General features: G+C 72.5%; 14 protein-coding genes and 1 riboswitch. Of the genes, 6 read left to right on the plus strand and 8 right to left on the minus strand.

Features of this window, described 5'->3' with window-relative positions:
* Positions 1–2: 2 nt before the first annotated feature.
* Genes ROJ8625_RS13695 through ROJ8625_RS13710 form a run of 4 tightly spaced genes read right to left on the minus strand, consistent with a single transcriptional unit; the run spans position 3 to position 5,931 of the window.
* Positions 3–1,154 carry a ferredoxin-like domain-containing protein gene (locus ROJ8625_RS13695; protein ID WP_085792477.1) on the minus strand — a complete coding sequence of 384 codons (1,152 nt, stop codon included), beginning with the start codon at positions 1,152–1,154 and terminating at the stop codon, positions 3–5.
* A complete protein-coding gene (cobN, locus tag ROJ8625_RS13700; RefSeq protein ID WP_085792478.1) occupies positions 1,151–4,471 on the minus strand; it encodes a cobaltochelatase subunit CobN in 3,321 nt (1,106 codons plus the stop codon). Before cobN ends, ROJ8625_RS13695 begins: the two co-directional genes overlap by 4 nt.
* A 1-nt stretch (position 4,472) precedes the next feature.
* Positions 4,473–5,528, minus strand: coding sequence for a cobalamin biosynthesis protein CobW (gene cobW, locus ROJ8625_RS13705; RefSeq protein WP_085792479.1), 1,056 nt, complete (start codon positions 5,526–5,528; stop codon positions 4,473–4,475).
* The gene (locus ROJ8625_RS13710) at positions 5,521–5,931 is read right to left on the minus strand and encodes a DUF1636 family protein (protein WP_085792480.1); all 411 of its coding nucleotides are present in this window, start codon (positions 5,929–5,931) and stop codon (positions 5,521–5,523) included. The genes cobW and ROJ8625_RS13710 overlap by 8 nt, the downstream gene beginning before the upstream one ends.
* 123 nt (positions 5,932–6,054) lie before the next feature.
* Positions 6,055–6,265: riboswitch (cobalamin riboswitch) on the minus strand.
* 44 nt (positions 6,266–6,309) lie between these two features.
* Here ROJ8625_RS13710 and cobO point away from each other — a divergent pair.
* The 3 genes from cobO to ROJ8625_RS13725 are packed head-to-tail and all read left to right on the plus strand — an operon-like array spanning position 6,310 to position 8,980.
* Positions 6,310–6,918 carry a cob(I)yrinic acid a,c-diamide adenosyltransferase gene (gene cobO / locus ROJ8625_RS13715; RefSeq protein ID WP_085792481.1) on the plus strand — a complete coding sequence of 203 codons (609 nt, stop codon included), beginning with the start codon at positions 6,310–6,312 and terminating at the stop codon, positions 6,916–6,918.
* Positions 6,919–7,527 carry an HAD family hydrolase gene (locus ROJ8625_RS13720; RefSeq protein ID WP_085792482.1) on the plus strand — a complete coding sequence of 203 codons (609 nt, stop codon included), beginning with the start codon at positions 6,919–6,921 and terminating at the stop codon, positions 7,525–7,527.
* 10 nt (positions 7,528–7,537) lie between these two features.
* Positions 7,538–8,980: a cobyric acid synthase gene (locus ROJ8625_RS13725; RefSeq protein ID WP_085792483.1), complete on the plus strand. Its 1,443-nt coding sequence runs from the start codon at positions 7,538–7,540 to the stop codon at positions 8,978–8,980.
* Here ROJ8625_RS13725 and cobD read toward each other — a convergent pair.
* From cobD to ROJ8625_RS13745, 4 genes are read right to left on the minus strand one after another with little or no spacing between them, the layout of a single operon-like run.
* Positions 8,977–9,945, minus strand: a complete 969-nt coding sequence (cobD, locus tag ROJ8625_RS13730) for a threonine-phosphate decarboxylase CobD (RefSeq protein ID WP_085792484.1) — start codon at positions 9,943–9,945, stop codon at positions 8,977–8,979. The genes ROJ8625_RS13725 and cobD overlap by 4 nt on opposite strands.
* 18 nt (positions 9,946–9,963) lie before the next feature.
* Entirely contained in the window at positions 9,964–10,905 is a 942-nt protein-coding gene (gene cbiB, locus ROJ8625_RS13735; protein ID WP_085792485.1) for an adenosylcobinamide-phosphate synthase CbiB, read from the minus strand.
* Positions 10,902–11,696: a hypothetical protein gene (locus ROJ8625_RS13740; protein WP_085792486.1), complete on the minus strand. Its 795-nt coding sequence runs from the start codon at positions 11,694–11,696 to the stop codon at positions 10,902–10,904. Before ROJ8625_RS13740 ends, cbiB begins: the two co-directional genes overlap by 4 nt.
* Before the next feature lie 5 nt (positions 11,697–11,701).
* Complete coding sequence (locus ROJ8625_RS13745) at positions 11,702–12,307, minus strand: histidine phosphatase family protein (RefSeq protein WP_085792487.1); 606 nt, start codon at positions 12,305–12,307, stop codon at positions 11,702–11,704.
* 45 nt (positions 12,308–12,352) lie between these two features.
* On the opposite strand from ROJ8625_RS13745, the gene cobU reads away from it, so the two are divergent.
* The 3 genes from cobU to ROJ8625_RS13760 are packed head-to-tail and all read left to right on the plus strand — an operon-like array spanning position 12,353 to position 14,618.
* On the plus strand, positions 12,353–12,865 hold the full coding sequence (cobU, locus tag ROJ8625_RS13750) for a bifunctional adenosylcobinamide kinase/adenosylcobinamide-phosphate guanylyltransferase (RefSeq protein WP_085792488.1): 513 nt from the start codon (positions 12,353–12,355) through the stop codon (positions 12,863–12,865).
* On the plus strand, positions 12,862–13,875 hold the full coding sequence (gene cobT, locus ROJ8625_RS13755) for a nicotinate-nucleotide--dimethylbenzimidazole phosphoribosyltransferase (RefSeq protein ID WP_085792489.1): 1,014 nt from the start codon (positions 12,862–12,864) through the stop codon (positions 13,873–13,875). The genes cobU and cobT overlap by 4 nt, the downstream gene beginning before the upstream one ends.
* Positions 13,872–14,618: an adenosylcobinamide-GDP ribazoletransferase gene (locus ROJ8625_RS13760; protein WP_085792490.1), complete on the plus strand. Its 747-nt coding sequence runs from the start codon at positions 13,872–13,874 to the stop codon at positions 14,616–14,618. The genes cobT and ROJ8625_RS13760 overlap by 4 nt, the downstream gene beginning before the upstream one ends.
* The last annotated feature ends 67 nt before the right edge of the window (positions 14,619–14,685 follow it).

Here is a 14,685-nt window from a genome sequence, read left to right on the forward strand (position 1 = left end):
TGTCAGCTCCCGATGATCCGCAGCACCGCGTCGGCGGTCAGCCCGCGGCGCTCCGGCTCATCCCACGGACGCCCCGCCCGGACAAGATCGAAGCGCCCCGCACGCCCCACCAGCGTGACCGCGGCCGCCGCGCCGCTTGCGCAGCTCTTGGCGCAGCCCGAGACGTGCAGGTCGCGCACACCGCGCGCCGCCAGCGCCTCGGCCAGCGGCCGTGTCTCGACGCTCGCCTGCGCGCAGCCCGGCGCGCCGGTGCAGGCGGCGATGTCGAGCCTGGGATCCCCGGGCCCGGTGATGAGCCCGCTATCGGCCGGCACCCGCGGCGCCACAATCATCCGGTGCGGCGTGACATGCACGACTTCTCCCACCCGCAGCGTTTCGGCGAGGCGCGCCAGCGCGCGCGCGGGAAACTGCCCGAACGGCGCGGCCATGGCGACGCCTGCGGACACCGGGCCGGGTGCTGCTGGCGGCCCCGCCGGGTCGGGCGCGATGTCACCGTCGAGCGCCGCCGGCACAGCCGCGCCCGAGGCGAGGTGCCGGGCCATCCGGCCCCGCCCGTCCGCGCCGATGCCGCCGGACTCGACGAACCACGCGGCCAGCGCCAGCGCCGTGTCGACCGCCGCGTTTGCATCGGCGACCGCGCGCCCGGTCGCGCGGCCGTCCGCGCGAACGATGAGCGTCGCGCCGGCCCTCTCGATCCGAACATCGCCGATGATATCGGTCAGCCGCAGTCCGCCCGTGGCGCAATCGACAGCGAAGCCGAACTTGCCCGGAAGTCCCGCCAACGCCGGATCGCCAAGGCCATGGGACAGGCGCCGCGCGATCTCGATCCGCTCTGCCGCGTCCGGGCCGGTCACCTCGCAGACGATGTTGCGCCGCGCCTCGGCGCCGGGATCGGCATCGATTAGGCCCAGCGCATCGAGAGCGTCGAGCAGATCGGGAAACGCGGTATCGGCAACGCCGCGGATCTGAAGGTTCGCCCGGCGTGTCGCCTCTACCGCGCCGGTCCCGAACCGCTCGGCCAGGTCAACCAGCCCGCGCAGGGCGCCCACCCCGAGGCCCGACGCCGGCGGCCGGACCCGGACGACCAGCCCGTCGCCCGATGCCATCGGCCGGTGCGCCGACGGGCACCAGCCGCGGATCTCCGGCGCGCTCATCCCGTCGCCTCGAGATCGGCGCGGATCGAGTTCCGCCGCGTCTGCCACAGCCCGGCTTCGGCCAGCGCGGCGAAGCGGCCGCGCATCGCCTCGAACGCGCCGGGATTGGCTTCTTCGAGGAACCTTGCGACATCGTCTTCACCGAGCGTCGCCTCGTAGTACAGGTCGAAAAGGTGCGCCGGCACGACGCCCGCCAGATGCGCGAAGGCCGCCATCGTTTCCAGCGTCGCGGCGATCTCGGCCGCACCGCGGAAGCCGTGCCGCCGCATCCCCGCGATCCACTCGGGATTGGCCGCGCGCCCCTGGACGACGCGCGCGACCTCTTCGGTCAGCGCACGGGCGCGCGGGCGCTCCGGATCGGTATTGTCCACATGCCAGAGCCGCGCCTCGCCCCCGGCAACGGACTGCGCCGCGGCGAACCCCGCCTCGTGTGTGGCATAGTCCTCGGCCAGAAGGATGTCCGTCTCCGGCAGGTCCTGAAGGTGCACGAAGGCATCGGCCGCCGCCACGCGGCTCCGCACGGCGTCCGGCGCGTGCGCCGCCTCGCCGCCGTCGAGCGCCCAGGACGACGCGGCAAGCCAAGCCTCTCCGGCGGCCTGCCGCCCGGCATCGCCGTAGCTGTCCAGCATCCCGCCCATGTCGAGCCCGAACGACCCCGGCGCCGGGCCAAAGACCCGCGCCTCCGCCGGGCCGCCGGCATAGGGGTTCCAGTCGGCCGCCTCGTCCCGCGCCGCCAGCATACGCACCGCCTGCTGGAACAGGCCCGACAGCGTCGGGAAAACGTCCCGGAACAGGCCCGAAACACGGAGCGTGACGTCGATCCTCGGCCGGTCGAGTTCTGCGATGGGCAGGATCTCGAGGCCCGACACGCGCTCCGATCCCGCGTCCCAGCACGGCCGGACGCCGATCAGCGCAAGCGCCATCGCGAACTCTTCGCCCGCGGTGCGCATCGTCGCCGACCCCCAGAGGTCGACCACAACGCCGCGGGGCCAGTCGCCCTCGTCCTGCAGGTGACGCCGCACCAGCTCGTCGGCGAGCCGCGCGCCCTGCGCGTAGGCCGACCTCGTGGGCACCGACCGCGGATCGGTGGTAAAAAGGTTGCGCCCGGTCGGCAGCACGTCGCGCCGCCCCCGATGCGGCGACCCCGACGGCCCTGCCGGGATACGCCGCCCGGACAGCGCATCGATGAGCGCACGGCGCTCTGCCTCGGCCGACGCCGTGTCCTCGCCCTCGGCCGCGCGCCCCCAGACATGCAGGCCGTCGCCGAACTGGCTTTCCTTCACATCGCAGACAAACCGGTCGATCCGCGTCACCGCCTCGGCCGGGCAGGCCGCGTCGTCGATGCCGAGATCCGATTCCACCCCGAGGCTTCGAGCCTCGTCCCGAATATCGCCGATGAGTCGCCCGCGCCGCCGCGGATCGAGCCCGTCGGCATTGGAAAACTCGTCGAGCAAGGCCTCGAGCCGCGCAAGGCGCGCCGGCGTGCCTGAGGCGCGAAGCGGCGGCGGAACGTGCCCGAGCGTCACCGCCCCGATTCGCCGCTTGGCCTGCGCGGCCTCCCCCGGATCGTTCACGATAAACGGGTAGATCACCGGTAGCGCCCCGGTCAGCGCTTCGGGCCAGCACGCCTCGGACAACGCCACGGCCTTGCCGGGCAGCCATTCGAGCGTGCCGTGCGCGCCCACGTGTACCAACGCGTCGGCCTGCTCCTGAAGCCACAGGTAGAACGCGACGTAGCCATGGCAGGGCACGCGGGCGAGGTCGTGGTAGCTCTCGACCCGGTCGGACACCGCGCCGCGCTCGGGTTGCAACGCCAGTGTCACCGACCCGCAGCGCAGCGCGGTAAAGGTGAACGCGCCATCGTCAGCCACCGCCTCGGGTGCGCCCCACGCGGCAAAAAGCTGGTCCCGAAGCGCCTCCGGCAGGCGCGCCAGAGCCGTGCGGTACTCTGCCACCGGCCAGCGGACCCGGGCGGCGCCCAGCGCGGTGTCGAGCGGGCCGGGATCGGGCGCGTCGTGCCCCTCCGCCCGCAGGTCGGCCATCATCGCGCGGGCCGAGGCGAGCGGATCGAGCCCGACGGCGTGCGCCATGTTCCAGTCGCGCCCGGGATAGGTCGACAGCACCAACGCCATGCGCCGCGTCTCGGGCGCTGCCGCCGCCAGCCGGTGCCAGCCCGCCACCCGGTCGGCGATCGCGGCGATCCGCCCCGGCTCGGGCACGTGCGCCATCCGCGCGATCTCGAGGTCCGGGTCCCGCGCCTGCGGCTCCTTGAACGACGCGACGCCGGCCAGGATTCGCCCGTCCACCTCCGGCAACACCACGTGCATCGCCAGGTCGGCCGGCGACAGTCCGCGTTCGGCTTCGGCCCAGGCGGTGCGCGTCGAGGTCGCCAGCGCCACCTGGAAGACCGGCACGCCACCGGCATCGAGCGGGGAGGTGCCGTCCGTCCCCTGACCGGAGAACGCGGTGGCGTTGATGACCGCGGCGGGTCGAAGATGCGCGATCTGCCGCGCCAGCCAGCCCGCCGCGCCCGGAGCCTTCAGCGAGGGTGCAAAGAGCCCCATTGCGCGAAAGCCGCGCGCCCGCAGCGCGCCGATCAGCGCGGTCACCGGCGCCAGATCCGCCGCCGCAAGGTAGGAGCGGTAGAACACCACCGGCACCAGGGGCGCCGTTTCGTCCGGGATCGCATCGGCGCCCGGAAGCTGGCCGTGCGGTTCCTGCGGGGCGAACTGCGTCACGGCCGGACAGCACACCCCGTCTTCGGGGGTCCACGCCCCCACCTGCGGCAACACCTTCGCGCCGCGAACCGGCCCGGCATACAGCCCGGCGGCCAGCGCAAGCTGCGCCAGCGCCGCCTGCGCGGGGACCGCACCGCCCTGGTCGCACAGGTGCGACAGGCGGCGAAGGGTCGATACCGGAAGCGTCGACACCGCGTCGAGCGCCGGGTCGGGCCGTCCGTCCGCGGGCAACACCGCGAGCGCGAGACCCTTGTCCCGCGCCAGCGCCTCGACCTGCGACAGACCGTAGCTCCAGTAGGCCCGCCCGCCGATCAGCCGGATCAGGATGCCCTTTGCCCCGATCAGGGTCTGATCCAGGTACGTATCGACCGACAGCGGATGCGTCAGCGCCGCGAGGTTGGCGAGGCGCAGCGACGGCAACCGCCCATCGCGCCCGCCGCCCCGATCCCAGCCCGCCGCGAAAGCGCCGAGGTCCGAATCCGAGAACGACAGCACCACCAGGTCGCCGGGCGTCTGCCCGAGGTCGGTTGGTGTCGCGCTCTCTTCGAGCCCCTGGCTTTCGCGGAAGACGACGTGCATCTCAGCCGGCCTCGACCGCCTCCGGCGCCAGCACCGCACGGATCCGGGCCACATCGACATCGTCGTGTTCGGCGATCACAACGAGCCGTCCGGCGCGGGTCTCGTCCGGGGCCCACGGCCGGTCGAACTGGTGCCGCACGCGCGCGCCGACCGCCTGCACCAGAAGCCGCATCGGCTTTCCGGCGACGGCGGCATACCCTTTCACGCGCAGGATCCGCTGTTCCTCGGCCAGCCGTTCGATCCGCGCGACCAGCGCGGCAGGCGTGTCGATCTCGGGCAGGTCGATCACGACGCTTTCGAAATCCTCGTGGTCGTGATCGTGCGGCGTGTCGTGATGCGACGGGCGGGCGTCCATGTCGTCCTCGGCGGCCGCGCCGAGCCCGAGGATCACGCGCGGGTCGACGGCACCCTCGGCGACCTCCACCACCGGCAGCGGCCGGGGCGCCTCGGCCGCGATCACCTCGCGCGCCTTCGCGACACCCTCCGGCCCGGCGAGGTCGGGTTTCGTCAGGAGCACGATGTCGGCACAGGAGATCTGGTCCTCGAACACCTCCGACAGCGGCGTTTCGTGGTCGAGGCTGTCGTCGGCCAGCCGCTGCGCGTCGACGCGCGCCACGTCGGGCGCGAACCGGCCGGCGGCCACCGCCTCCGCGTCGGCGAGCGCGATGACGCCATCGACGGTGATGCGCGAGCGGATATCGGGCCAGTCGAACGCCTTCAGAAGCGGCTTTGGCAGCGCGAGCCCGCTCGTCTCGATCAGGATGTGCTCCGGCCGCGGATCCAGCGCCAGCAGAGCCTCGATCGTCGGGATGAAATCGTCCGCCACGGTGCAGCAGATGCAGCCGTTCGCCAGCTCGAGGATGTTCTCGGCCGGGCAATCGGGAATGGCGCAGCCCTTCAGGATCTCGCCGTCGACGCCCACGTCGCCGAATTCGTTGACGACCACGGCCAGCCGCTTGCCTTCGGGATTCTTCATCAGGTGCGAGATCAGCGTCGTCTTTCCCGAACCCAGAAAGCCGGTGACGATGGTGACGGGCAGCTTCTCGAGATCAGCCATGCGGGGTCTCCTCGGAGGTGGGAAGTGTCGGCGGCGGCACGCGGGCCACGCAATTGCGCTTGAAATGCTCGGGGCGGGCCCGCCACGGGATCAGGCCGTCGGGCGTGTCGCGGAACCGCGCCGCGCCGTCGAGCAGAGTCTCGACATCGCGCGCGGCATCGAGGCCGCCATAGACGTAGGTCCAGCGCCCGGGACCGCGCAGCGCCACGGTGCAGCCGGCGTCACAGTTCTGCAGGCATTCGACCGGGGTGATCGACACCCCCTCGGGCGCACCGCGCGCGGCCAGCGCATCGAACAGGTGCGCGCCCGGGCGCCGCGCGTCCTCGGGCATCTCCTGCCCCTTGCGGCACTTGATACAGACCAGAAGCTCGGCCGGCGCCGCAGCGCGCGTATCGTCGGTCAATCTCGGCCTCCCTTCGAAGGTCGGGACGGCATGGCGGGTGACGGGTGCGGCGATCCGGCCGGGTGCTGCGTGATCCGCGCCGCCGGTCGTTCGCGTCCCGACACCGGAACACCCCGTCCGGTTCGTGCGTCGTTCCGGCTGGCAGGTCTCCCGGCTCGCGGAGGGTCGGAGAGGCTCCGACAGACCGTTCCGCCTTCCCGGCCCTACGGGCCAGTGGCGCATGGAACGGCGCCTCCGTCTACGGTCGCGGGGGCGGCTGCGTTCGGCCGGACGATCCGGCCTCGGCGTTCCCTTTTCACCCGTTTACACGGGCACCAGCATGGGCTGACATGCGCGCGAAGCGCCGATCTTGTCAAGCCTCGCCGAAGGAGCCGCCCCGTGGACGACGTCACCGCCCGCCACAACGAGAAGATGAAGCGGATCAAGGCCGCCCGCGACGAGATCATGAAGACCAAGACCGAGGAGAAGGGCCTGATCGTCGTCCATACCGGCGCCGGCAAGGGCAAGTCGTCCTCCGCCTTCGGCATGATCATGCGCTGCATCGCCCACGGCATGCCCTGCGCGGTGGTCCAGTTCATCAAGGGCACGTGGGATACCGGCGAAAAGACCTTCCTTCGCGATCGCTTCGCCGAAGAGTGCCGTTTCTTCGTGTCGGGCGAGGGCTTCACCTGGGAAACCCAGGACCGCGAGCGCGACGTCGCCGCCGCACGCGCGGGGTGGGACATCGCGAAGGACCAGATCCGCGACCCCGACATCCGGTTCGTCCTGCTCGATGAGATCAACATCGCGCTGCGCTACGACTACCTCGACATCGACGAGGTGGTGGAGTTCCTGCTGACCGAGAAACCGGAGATGACCCACGTCGTCCTGACCGGCCGCAACGCCAAGCCGGAGCTGATCGAGGCCGCGGACCTCGTGACCGAGATGAGCCTCGTGAAGCATCCGTTCCGCGACGGCGTGAAGGCGCAGGCCGGGGTCGAGTTCTGAATGACGGCGCCGGACCTCGTCGTCTGGGACTTCGACGGCGTTCTGAACCACGAACCGCCGACCGGCCCGTTCCCGTGGGTCGACGACCTCGAGACCGATCTCGGCATCCCGCCTGCGGCGTTCCGCGCCTTCCTCTCCCGTCCGGGCCTCGCCGAAGCGGCGCTTACCGGCGCGGTCGATCCGGTGGACGAACTGGATGCGTGGCTGGCCGCCGAGGGGCACGGACTGAGCGGCGAGGCGTTCTTTTCGCATTGGCTGGCCGCCGATGCGCGGCCCGACGCGGAAACGATCGGATGGCTCGAACGCAGCGGACCGCGCGCCGTGATCGGCACGAACAACCCTGTCCGCCGCGCCGACGACATCATGCACTGGATGGGCTTCGCCCGGCGGGTCGAAAAGATGTTCGCCTCGGGCGCACTTGGCGTCGCGAAACCCGATGCCGGGTTCTTCCGGGCGATCGAAGACTGGGCGCAGCTTCGGCCCGACCGCATCCTGCTGATCGACGACACCGAGGCCAATGTCGACGCCGCAGCCCGGCGCGGCTGGCGCGTCTTCCACTTCACGCCGCACAGCCGCGCGGAGCTCCCGCGCCGCATCGGCCTGGGCTGAGGAACACGACGTGACGGCGCTGATGATCCAGGGCACCGGCTCCAATGTCGGCAAGTCGCTGCTCGTCGCGGGGCTTTGCCGCGCGGCGCGGGCACGCGGGCTGTCCGTCGCGCCGTTCAAGCCGCAGAACATGTCGAACAACGCGGCGGTGACCGCCGACGGTGGCGAGATCGGGCGTGCGCAGGCGTTGCAGGCGCTGGCCGCCGGCCTGCCGCCGCACACCGACATGAACCCGGTGCTTCTGAAACCCGAAACCGATGTGGGCGCGCAGGTCGTCGTGCAGGGACGGCGGCTGACCACCGCGCGGGCCCGCGACTATGCGCGGCTGAAGCCGCAGCTCATGGACAAGGTGCTCGAAAGCTTCGGCCGCCTGACCGCCGCACACGACCTCGTGCTGGTCGAAGGCGCCGGAAGCCCGGCCGAGGTGAACCTGCGTGCGGGCGATATTGCCAACATGGGCTTTGCAGAGGCGGCGAACGTGCCGGTGATCCTCGCCGGCGATATCGACCGCGGTGGCGTCATCGCGCAGATCGTGGGCACGCAGGCCGTGATTTCGGACGCAGATGCCGCCCGGATCCGCGGTTTTCTCATCAACCGGTTCCGCGGCGATCCCAGCCTCTTCGACGACGGCTATGCGCTCATCGAGGCGCGCACCGGCTGGCGCGGCTTCGGGGTGGTGCCGTGGTTCGGCGAGGCATGGCGCCTGCCGGCCGAGGACGCTCTCGATATCGCCGAAGGCGGCCGGGCCGAGGGGCTGCACATCGTGTGCCTGCGCCTGTCGCGCATCGCGAACTTCGACGATCTGGACCCGCTCGCGCAGGAGCCCGGCGTGCGCCTGACCATGCTCGGCCCCGGTCACGCGATCCCGGGCGACGCGGATGTCGTGATCCTGCCGGGCACGAAATCGACGCGGGGCGACCTCGCCTTTCTGCGGGCCCAGGGGTGGGATGTCGATCTTGCCGCGCATGTGCGGCGGGGTGGCCATGTCCTCGGAATTTGTGGCGGCTACCAGATGCTTGGCGCGTCGGTCGCCGATCCGGGCGGCATCGAGGGCGACCCCGGCACGGATCCGGGGCTCGGCCTGCTCGACGCGGCCACCGTCATGCACCCGGAAAAGCGGCTGAGCGAGGTGTCTGCCGAGCACGTGGCCTCCGGCACCGCCTTCTCGGGATACGAGATCCATATCGGGCGCACCGACGGCCCGGACCGCGCGCGCCCCTTTGCCCGGGTCGACGGCAGACCCGAGGGCGCGGTGCGACCCGATGGCCGCGTCGCAGGCAGCTACCTGCACGGCATGTTTCGCGACGACGCGTTCCGAGCCGCATGGCTCGGTGGGTTCGGCGCACGGTCCGAGGCGCGCTATGACGCGACCGTGGACGCCACGCTCGACGCGCTCGCCGCGCACCTGGAGGCGCATCTCGACATCGACGGGCTGCTTCTCGCGGCGGGCTAGAGACGCATGAGCGCGGTTTCGAGCCGCTGCCAGTCCGCCTCGCGCCCCGGAAGCCCCAGCCGGATCCACCGGTCCGAATAGGGGAAGATGCGGGTCCAGATCTGCCGTGTGGCCAGCGCCGCCTGCGCCGCGGTCGCATCGGGCGTGACATAGGTCCGAAAGAGCGGCGTGCCCCCCACCAGCCGCCATCCGGCCGAGTCCGCCAGCGCGTCGAGCCGCGCGGCGTCCGCGTTCAGACGCGCCCGCGTTGCCGCCTGCCATGTGCCGTCGCGCAACGCCGTGGCGCCGATCGCGATCGCCGGCCCGCTCACGGCCCACGGCCCCGCCAGCGCGCGCAATGCCTCCGATTCCGCCGATCCGGCGAGCGCGAAGCCGAGCCGCAACCCGGCCAGACCAAAGAACTTGCCGAAGGAGCGCAGGACGACGAGGCCCTCGGTCGCGTCCGCGATCTGGGGCGCAAGCGACAGCTCTGGCTCCGGATCGGCAAAGCTCTCGTCGACGATCAACCGGTCCACATCCTTCCGCAGCGCGAGGAGGTCCGAGGGCCGCCAGCGGCGTCCGTCGGGATTGTTGGGGTTCACCACGACGGCGAGATCCGCGCCGGACAGCGCCGCGATGGTGTCCACCTCCGTGACGGTCCAGCCCTGCGCCGACAGCGCGCCGGCATGCTCGTTGTACGTCGGCCCGAGGATCCGAGCGTGCCCGGGCGACCCCAGGCGCGGCACCAGCTGGATCGCCGCCTGCGCGCCAGCGAGCGCAACGGGCGTGACCCTCGCGCCGTAGGCCTCGTGCGCCGCCGCATCCAGCGCGGCTTTCTCGGCCACGGTCGGCAGCGCGGCAAAGGCGCGGTCCGGGATCGGCGGCACCGGATAGGGCACGGCGTTGATACCGGTGGACAGGTCGAGCCAGTCGCCCGCACCATACTGCGCCATCGCCCTGTCGAGGTCGCCGCCGTGATCGCGCATCGTCCGCGCTCCCGTGCTTCAGGCCAGCGCGAGGCCGGCGAGGATCAGCGCGAGACAGAGCATCGCGCGGCGGTAGAGTTCAAGCCCGCCGGCGAGGTCCGCCGCGTCGGGATCGCGCGCGCCGTCATTGATCCACGGCTCCGGCGCCGCGCCCTCGGCATAGACGCGCGGGCCCGAAAGCCGTACGCCCAGCGCCCCGGCCATCGCCGCCTCCGGCCATCCGGCATTGGGTGACCGGTGCGTCGGCGCGTCGCGCCACATCACGCCGAACGCGGCGCGCGGGCGCCAGGAGACGAGCACGAAGATCAGCCCGGTCAGCCGCGCGGGCGCAAGATTCACGAGATCGTCGAGCCGCGCGGCCGTCCGGCCGAAGGCCGCGTGCCGCGGTGTCCGGTGGCCGATCATCGAATCCATCGTGTTCACCGCCTTGTAGAGCGCGATCCCCGGAAGTCCGCCGATCACGCCCCAGAACAACGGCGCGACGATGCCGTCCGACGTGTTCTCGGCGAGGCTCTCCAGCGCCGCGCGCGCCACGCCAGCGTCGTCGAGCCGCCGGGGATCCCGCCCGACGATCATCGCCACGGCAGCGCGCGCGCCGGACAGGTCGCCATCGCCAAGCGGCTCAGCCACCGCCGCGACGTGATCGTGCATCGACCGCACGGCAAGGAACGGCCAGGCGAGAAGCGCGGTCAGGGCGACTCCAACCACGCCGCCCGGCAACAGCGCCTGAACGACGATCGCCGCAAGCGCGACCACACCGAGAACCGCGATAACAGTCACTGTTCCGGCCCGAACGCGCGCATCGTCGCGTGCATGAGGATCGTTCAGACGTTGGTCGAGCCGGGCGATCAGCGCTCCGATCCACGTCACCGGGTGGCCGATCCGCGCATGGACCGCGTCGGGCCACCCCACCCGCGCGTCGATCAGCCCGGCCAGCAACATCGCCAGCGCCGCGCTCATGCCCGACCCCCGGTCGCGAAGCGCATGATCCCGGTCAGACCGGCCGCAGCCAACGCGGGCTCGGCCGTGGGCGGGACCGTCCCGGGCGCAAAGATCAACCCGCGAGCCGAGCCGGTATGGGCACGCACCCAGCCCAACGCGCCAAGCTCGCGAGCGATCTCCGCGGTCGGGTCGTCTTTCGGCCCGCGCGCCCGCGTCGTGCGGCGCGCCGAGGTCGAGGCGATCCACGCGATGCGCGACAGGCTGCGCGCCGCGCCCCACGACTCGATAAGGTCCTGGACGTCGGGGAAGTCGAGATCGGCGGGATCGGTGGCAATCGGCGGGCCGAAGAAACCGCCGACGATCTCGGCCCGCGGCGGCGGCGGCACCGCGCGCAGAGGCCGTGCCGCCCGCGGCGCCCACAAAAGAGCGTCCGGCGCGGGCATCATCAGTGGGTCGGTCGCGCCCTCGGCGGCCAGGCATGCCGCGGCGATCTCCGCCGGGCCCGCCGCGCTGCCGCAAGTGCGGGCCAGCGCCACCAGCGCCGCTGTCGATGCCCCTGCGCCGCCGCCGGGCGGCATTTCGGCCCGCATTACAACGCGCCCGGGCGAGAGCCCGAGCGCCGCGACAAGCCGCGCGATCGCCTCGGGCGACAGGACGACCGGCCGCTGATCGATGCCGGCGGACCCGTCCTTTTCGACCCGCGCGGTGACGGCCAGCGCCGGGCAGGACACGGTGACAAGCGCCAGCGGCCCGCCGGGTCCGACCCGGCCCTGCACCCATTCGCCGAAGTGACCGGCGACCCGCACCATCCCGGTCACTCCGGACTCCAGTTTACGCAGGCCACGGAGAGCCCACCGGGCCAGCAGGTCAGCCGCGTGACCGACAACGGCGCCACCTCGAAGCCGAGCGCATCGGCCGGATCCCCAAGCGCGAGGGCCAGCGCCGCGCGCACCGTGCCGGCATGGGCGATCACCGCGATCCGCGCACCGTTCCGCACCTCTGCGGCAAACTCCGACAGCGGTTCGGCAACGCGCGCCGCCATGTCGAGAAAGCTCTCGCCGCCCGGATAGCGGTGCGCCGCCAGCGCCACGCGCGACATCGGTCCGAGGTCCGGCAGGTCGGCGAACGGCACGCCCTCGTGGGTCCCGAAGTCCTGTTCCCAGAGCCGTGCATCCACGGGCACGTCGACCCCGCCAGCCAGGGCGGCCGCCGTTTCGCGACATCTCCGGGCCGGGCTCGCCACGATCCGCGCGCCGGCGATCGCGCGCCGGATCGCATCGAGCGCCGCGTCCGGCGGCAGGCATGCCGGAACGTCGCGACGCCCCGTCAGCCGCCCGCCGTGATCGGCCGGCGCGTGGCGCACGAGAAGGAGCGCGGGCGGCAATGCGGCGGGCTCGGGCACGGTCGGATCCGGTGACATGAGAGGTCTTTTCCCCCGGCGGGCTTTCTGCAATGTCACGACGCCATGGGAAAGTCGATCCTCATCACCGGCGGCGCGCGGTCGGGCAAGAGCACCCTGGCCGAGACCGTGACGCTGGGGCTCGGCACGCCGGCGATATACATCGCCACCGCCAAAGCGCACGATGCCGAAATGGCCGAGCGCATCGAACGGCACCAGGCCCGGCGCGGCGCGGAATGGCGCACGGTCGCGGCCCCGATCGACCTGGCGCAAGCGATCGAGGACAGCGACGGCACGGCGCCGCGCCTCGTCGACTGCCTGACGCTTTGGCTCACCAACCTGCTTCTTGCAGAGCACGATTGGGAGGCCGCGGCGGATGCCCTGACCGACGCCCTCGCCCGCCAGACCGCGCCGGTGGTCCTGGTCACGAACGAGGTCGGCGGCGGGATCGTCCCGGACAACGCCCTCGCCCGCCGGTTCCGTGACGCGGCCGGCCTTCTGAACCAGCGCGTCGCGCGGGTGGCCGACGAGGTCACGCTCTGCGTCGCGGGCTACCCCGTGAAGGTAAAGCCGCAATGACCGATCTTCCCTTCGACAGCCTCGCCGCCTTGGCGGACAGCGCCCCCACCCTGCCCGGCTTCGATGACGGGGCCGCGGACGCAGCGCGCGCGCGGCAGGACACGCTCACGAAGCCGCCGGGATCGCTCGGCCGGCTCGAGGAGCTGGCGATCTTCATGGCGGGGTGGCGCGGCGATCCGCGGCCGCACGTGTTCGATGCGCAGGCGCTCGTCTTTGCGGGGAACCACGGCATCACCGCGCGCGGGGTCAGCCCCTTCCCGCCCGAGGTGACCGCGCAGATGGTCGCGAATTTCGAACGCGGCGGCGCCGCCATCAACCAGCTGTGCCGTCACGCCGGCGCGCGCCTGTCGGTCGTTCCGCTGGAGCTCGATCGCCCCACGGCCGACTTCACCGAAGCCCCGGCGATGACCGAGGCCGAATGTCTCGATGCGATGCGCACTGGCGCAGAGGCGGTGGATCCCAAGTGCGATGTCCTGATCCTCGGAGAAATGGGCATCGGCAATTCCACCGTGTCCGCCGCGCTCGCCTGCGCGGTATGCGGCGGTCCGGCGGTGGACTGGGTCGGCCGCGGCACCGGCGCCGACGATGCCGGCGTCGCGCGCAAGATCGCGACGGTCGAGGCCGGCCTCTCCCGCCATGCGGACGCGACCGGCCTCGCCATCCTCGCCGCGCTCGGCGGGCGCGAACAGGCGGCGATCTGCGGCGCGATCCTCGCCGCCCGCGTCGCGCGCATTCCGGTCCTGCTCGACGGCTTCATCTGCACGGCCGCGGCCGCCCCGCTGTTTGCCGCCGATCCCGCCTTTCTCGCGCACGCGCGCGTCGCGCATGTCAGCCGAGAGCCCGGCCATGCCCGCCTGTGCGCCGCGATCGGCCAGGATCCGCTTCTCGATCTCGGCATGGCGCTGGGCGAGGGCACCGGCGCGGCGCTTGCCCTGTCGCTCCTGCGCGCGGCGCTCGAATGCCACAACGGCATGGCCACCTTCGCCGAAGCGGGCGTCGCGGGCGGATGACCGGCCCGCGCCGCCGCGCCGAGGAACTGCGGCTCGCGCTGATGCTGCTCACGCGCCTGCCGGTGGGGCGGCTCGTGGACCCGCCGCCGCCGCTGTCGGCCGCGCGCTGGGCCTATCCCCTCGCGGGCCTGCCGGTTGGCGCGCTGGGCTGGGCGGTCCTGTCGCTCGCTCTTGCCGCCGGCGCGCCACCGCTCGCCGCCGCGCTTCTGGCGCTCGGTGGCATGGCGCTCGTCACAGGCGGTCTGCATCACGACGGTCTGGCCGATCTCGCCGACGGGCTCGGCGGGGGCCGCGACCGCCCGCATATACTCGACGTCATGCGCGACAGCCGGATCGGCAGCTACGGCGTGCTCGCCCTCGTCTTCATCATCGGGGTCGAGGCCGCCGCGCTCGGCGCGCTCGGGCCGGACGCGGATCTCGGGCAGTTCCTCTTCGCGGCGGCGGCGAGCCGGCTCGCGATGCTTTGCGCGTCGGGCTGGATGCCGCCGGCCCGGGACGACGGGCTCGGCCACTCGGCCGCGGGCGGGCTCGGGCGCGCGTGGGCGCCGGGCACGGTCCTCTGCCTCGCGCTCGGCCTCCTTCTCGGGCCGCCGGCCCTCGCTGCCGCGCTCGTCGCCACGCTCGCCGTCGCCGCCGTCGCAGCCCGGGTGCAGTCCCGCCTTGGCGGTCAGACCGGCGACGTGCTCGGCGCGGTGCAGCGCATCGCCGAGGTCGCGATGTGGCTGACCTTCGCCGCCGGATGAAGTTGGCGACTTTGTGGCGCGCTCCCGCGCGCCTATATCTGCGGCGTCCTTTCTGCGGGAGCGCGCG

This window comes from Roseivivax jejudonensis (assembly GCF_900172265.1).
Taxonomy (GTDB): Bacteria; Pseudomonadota; Alphaproteobacteria; order Rhodobacterales; family Rhodobacteraceae; genus Roseivivax; species Roseivivax jejudonensis.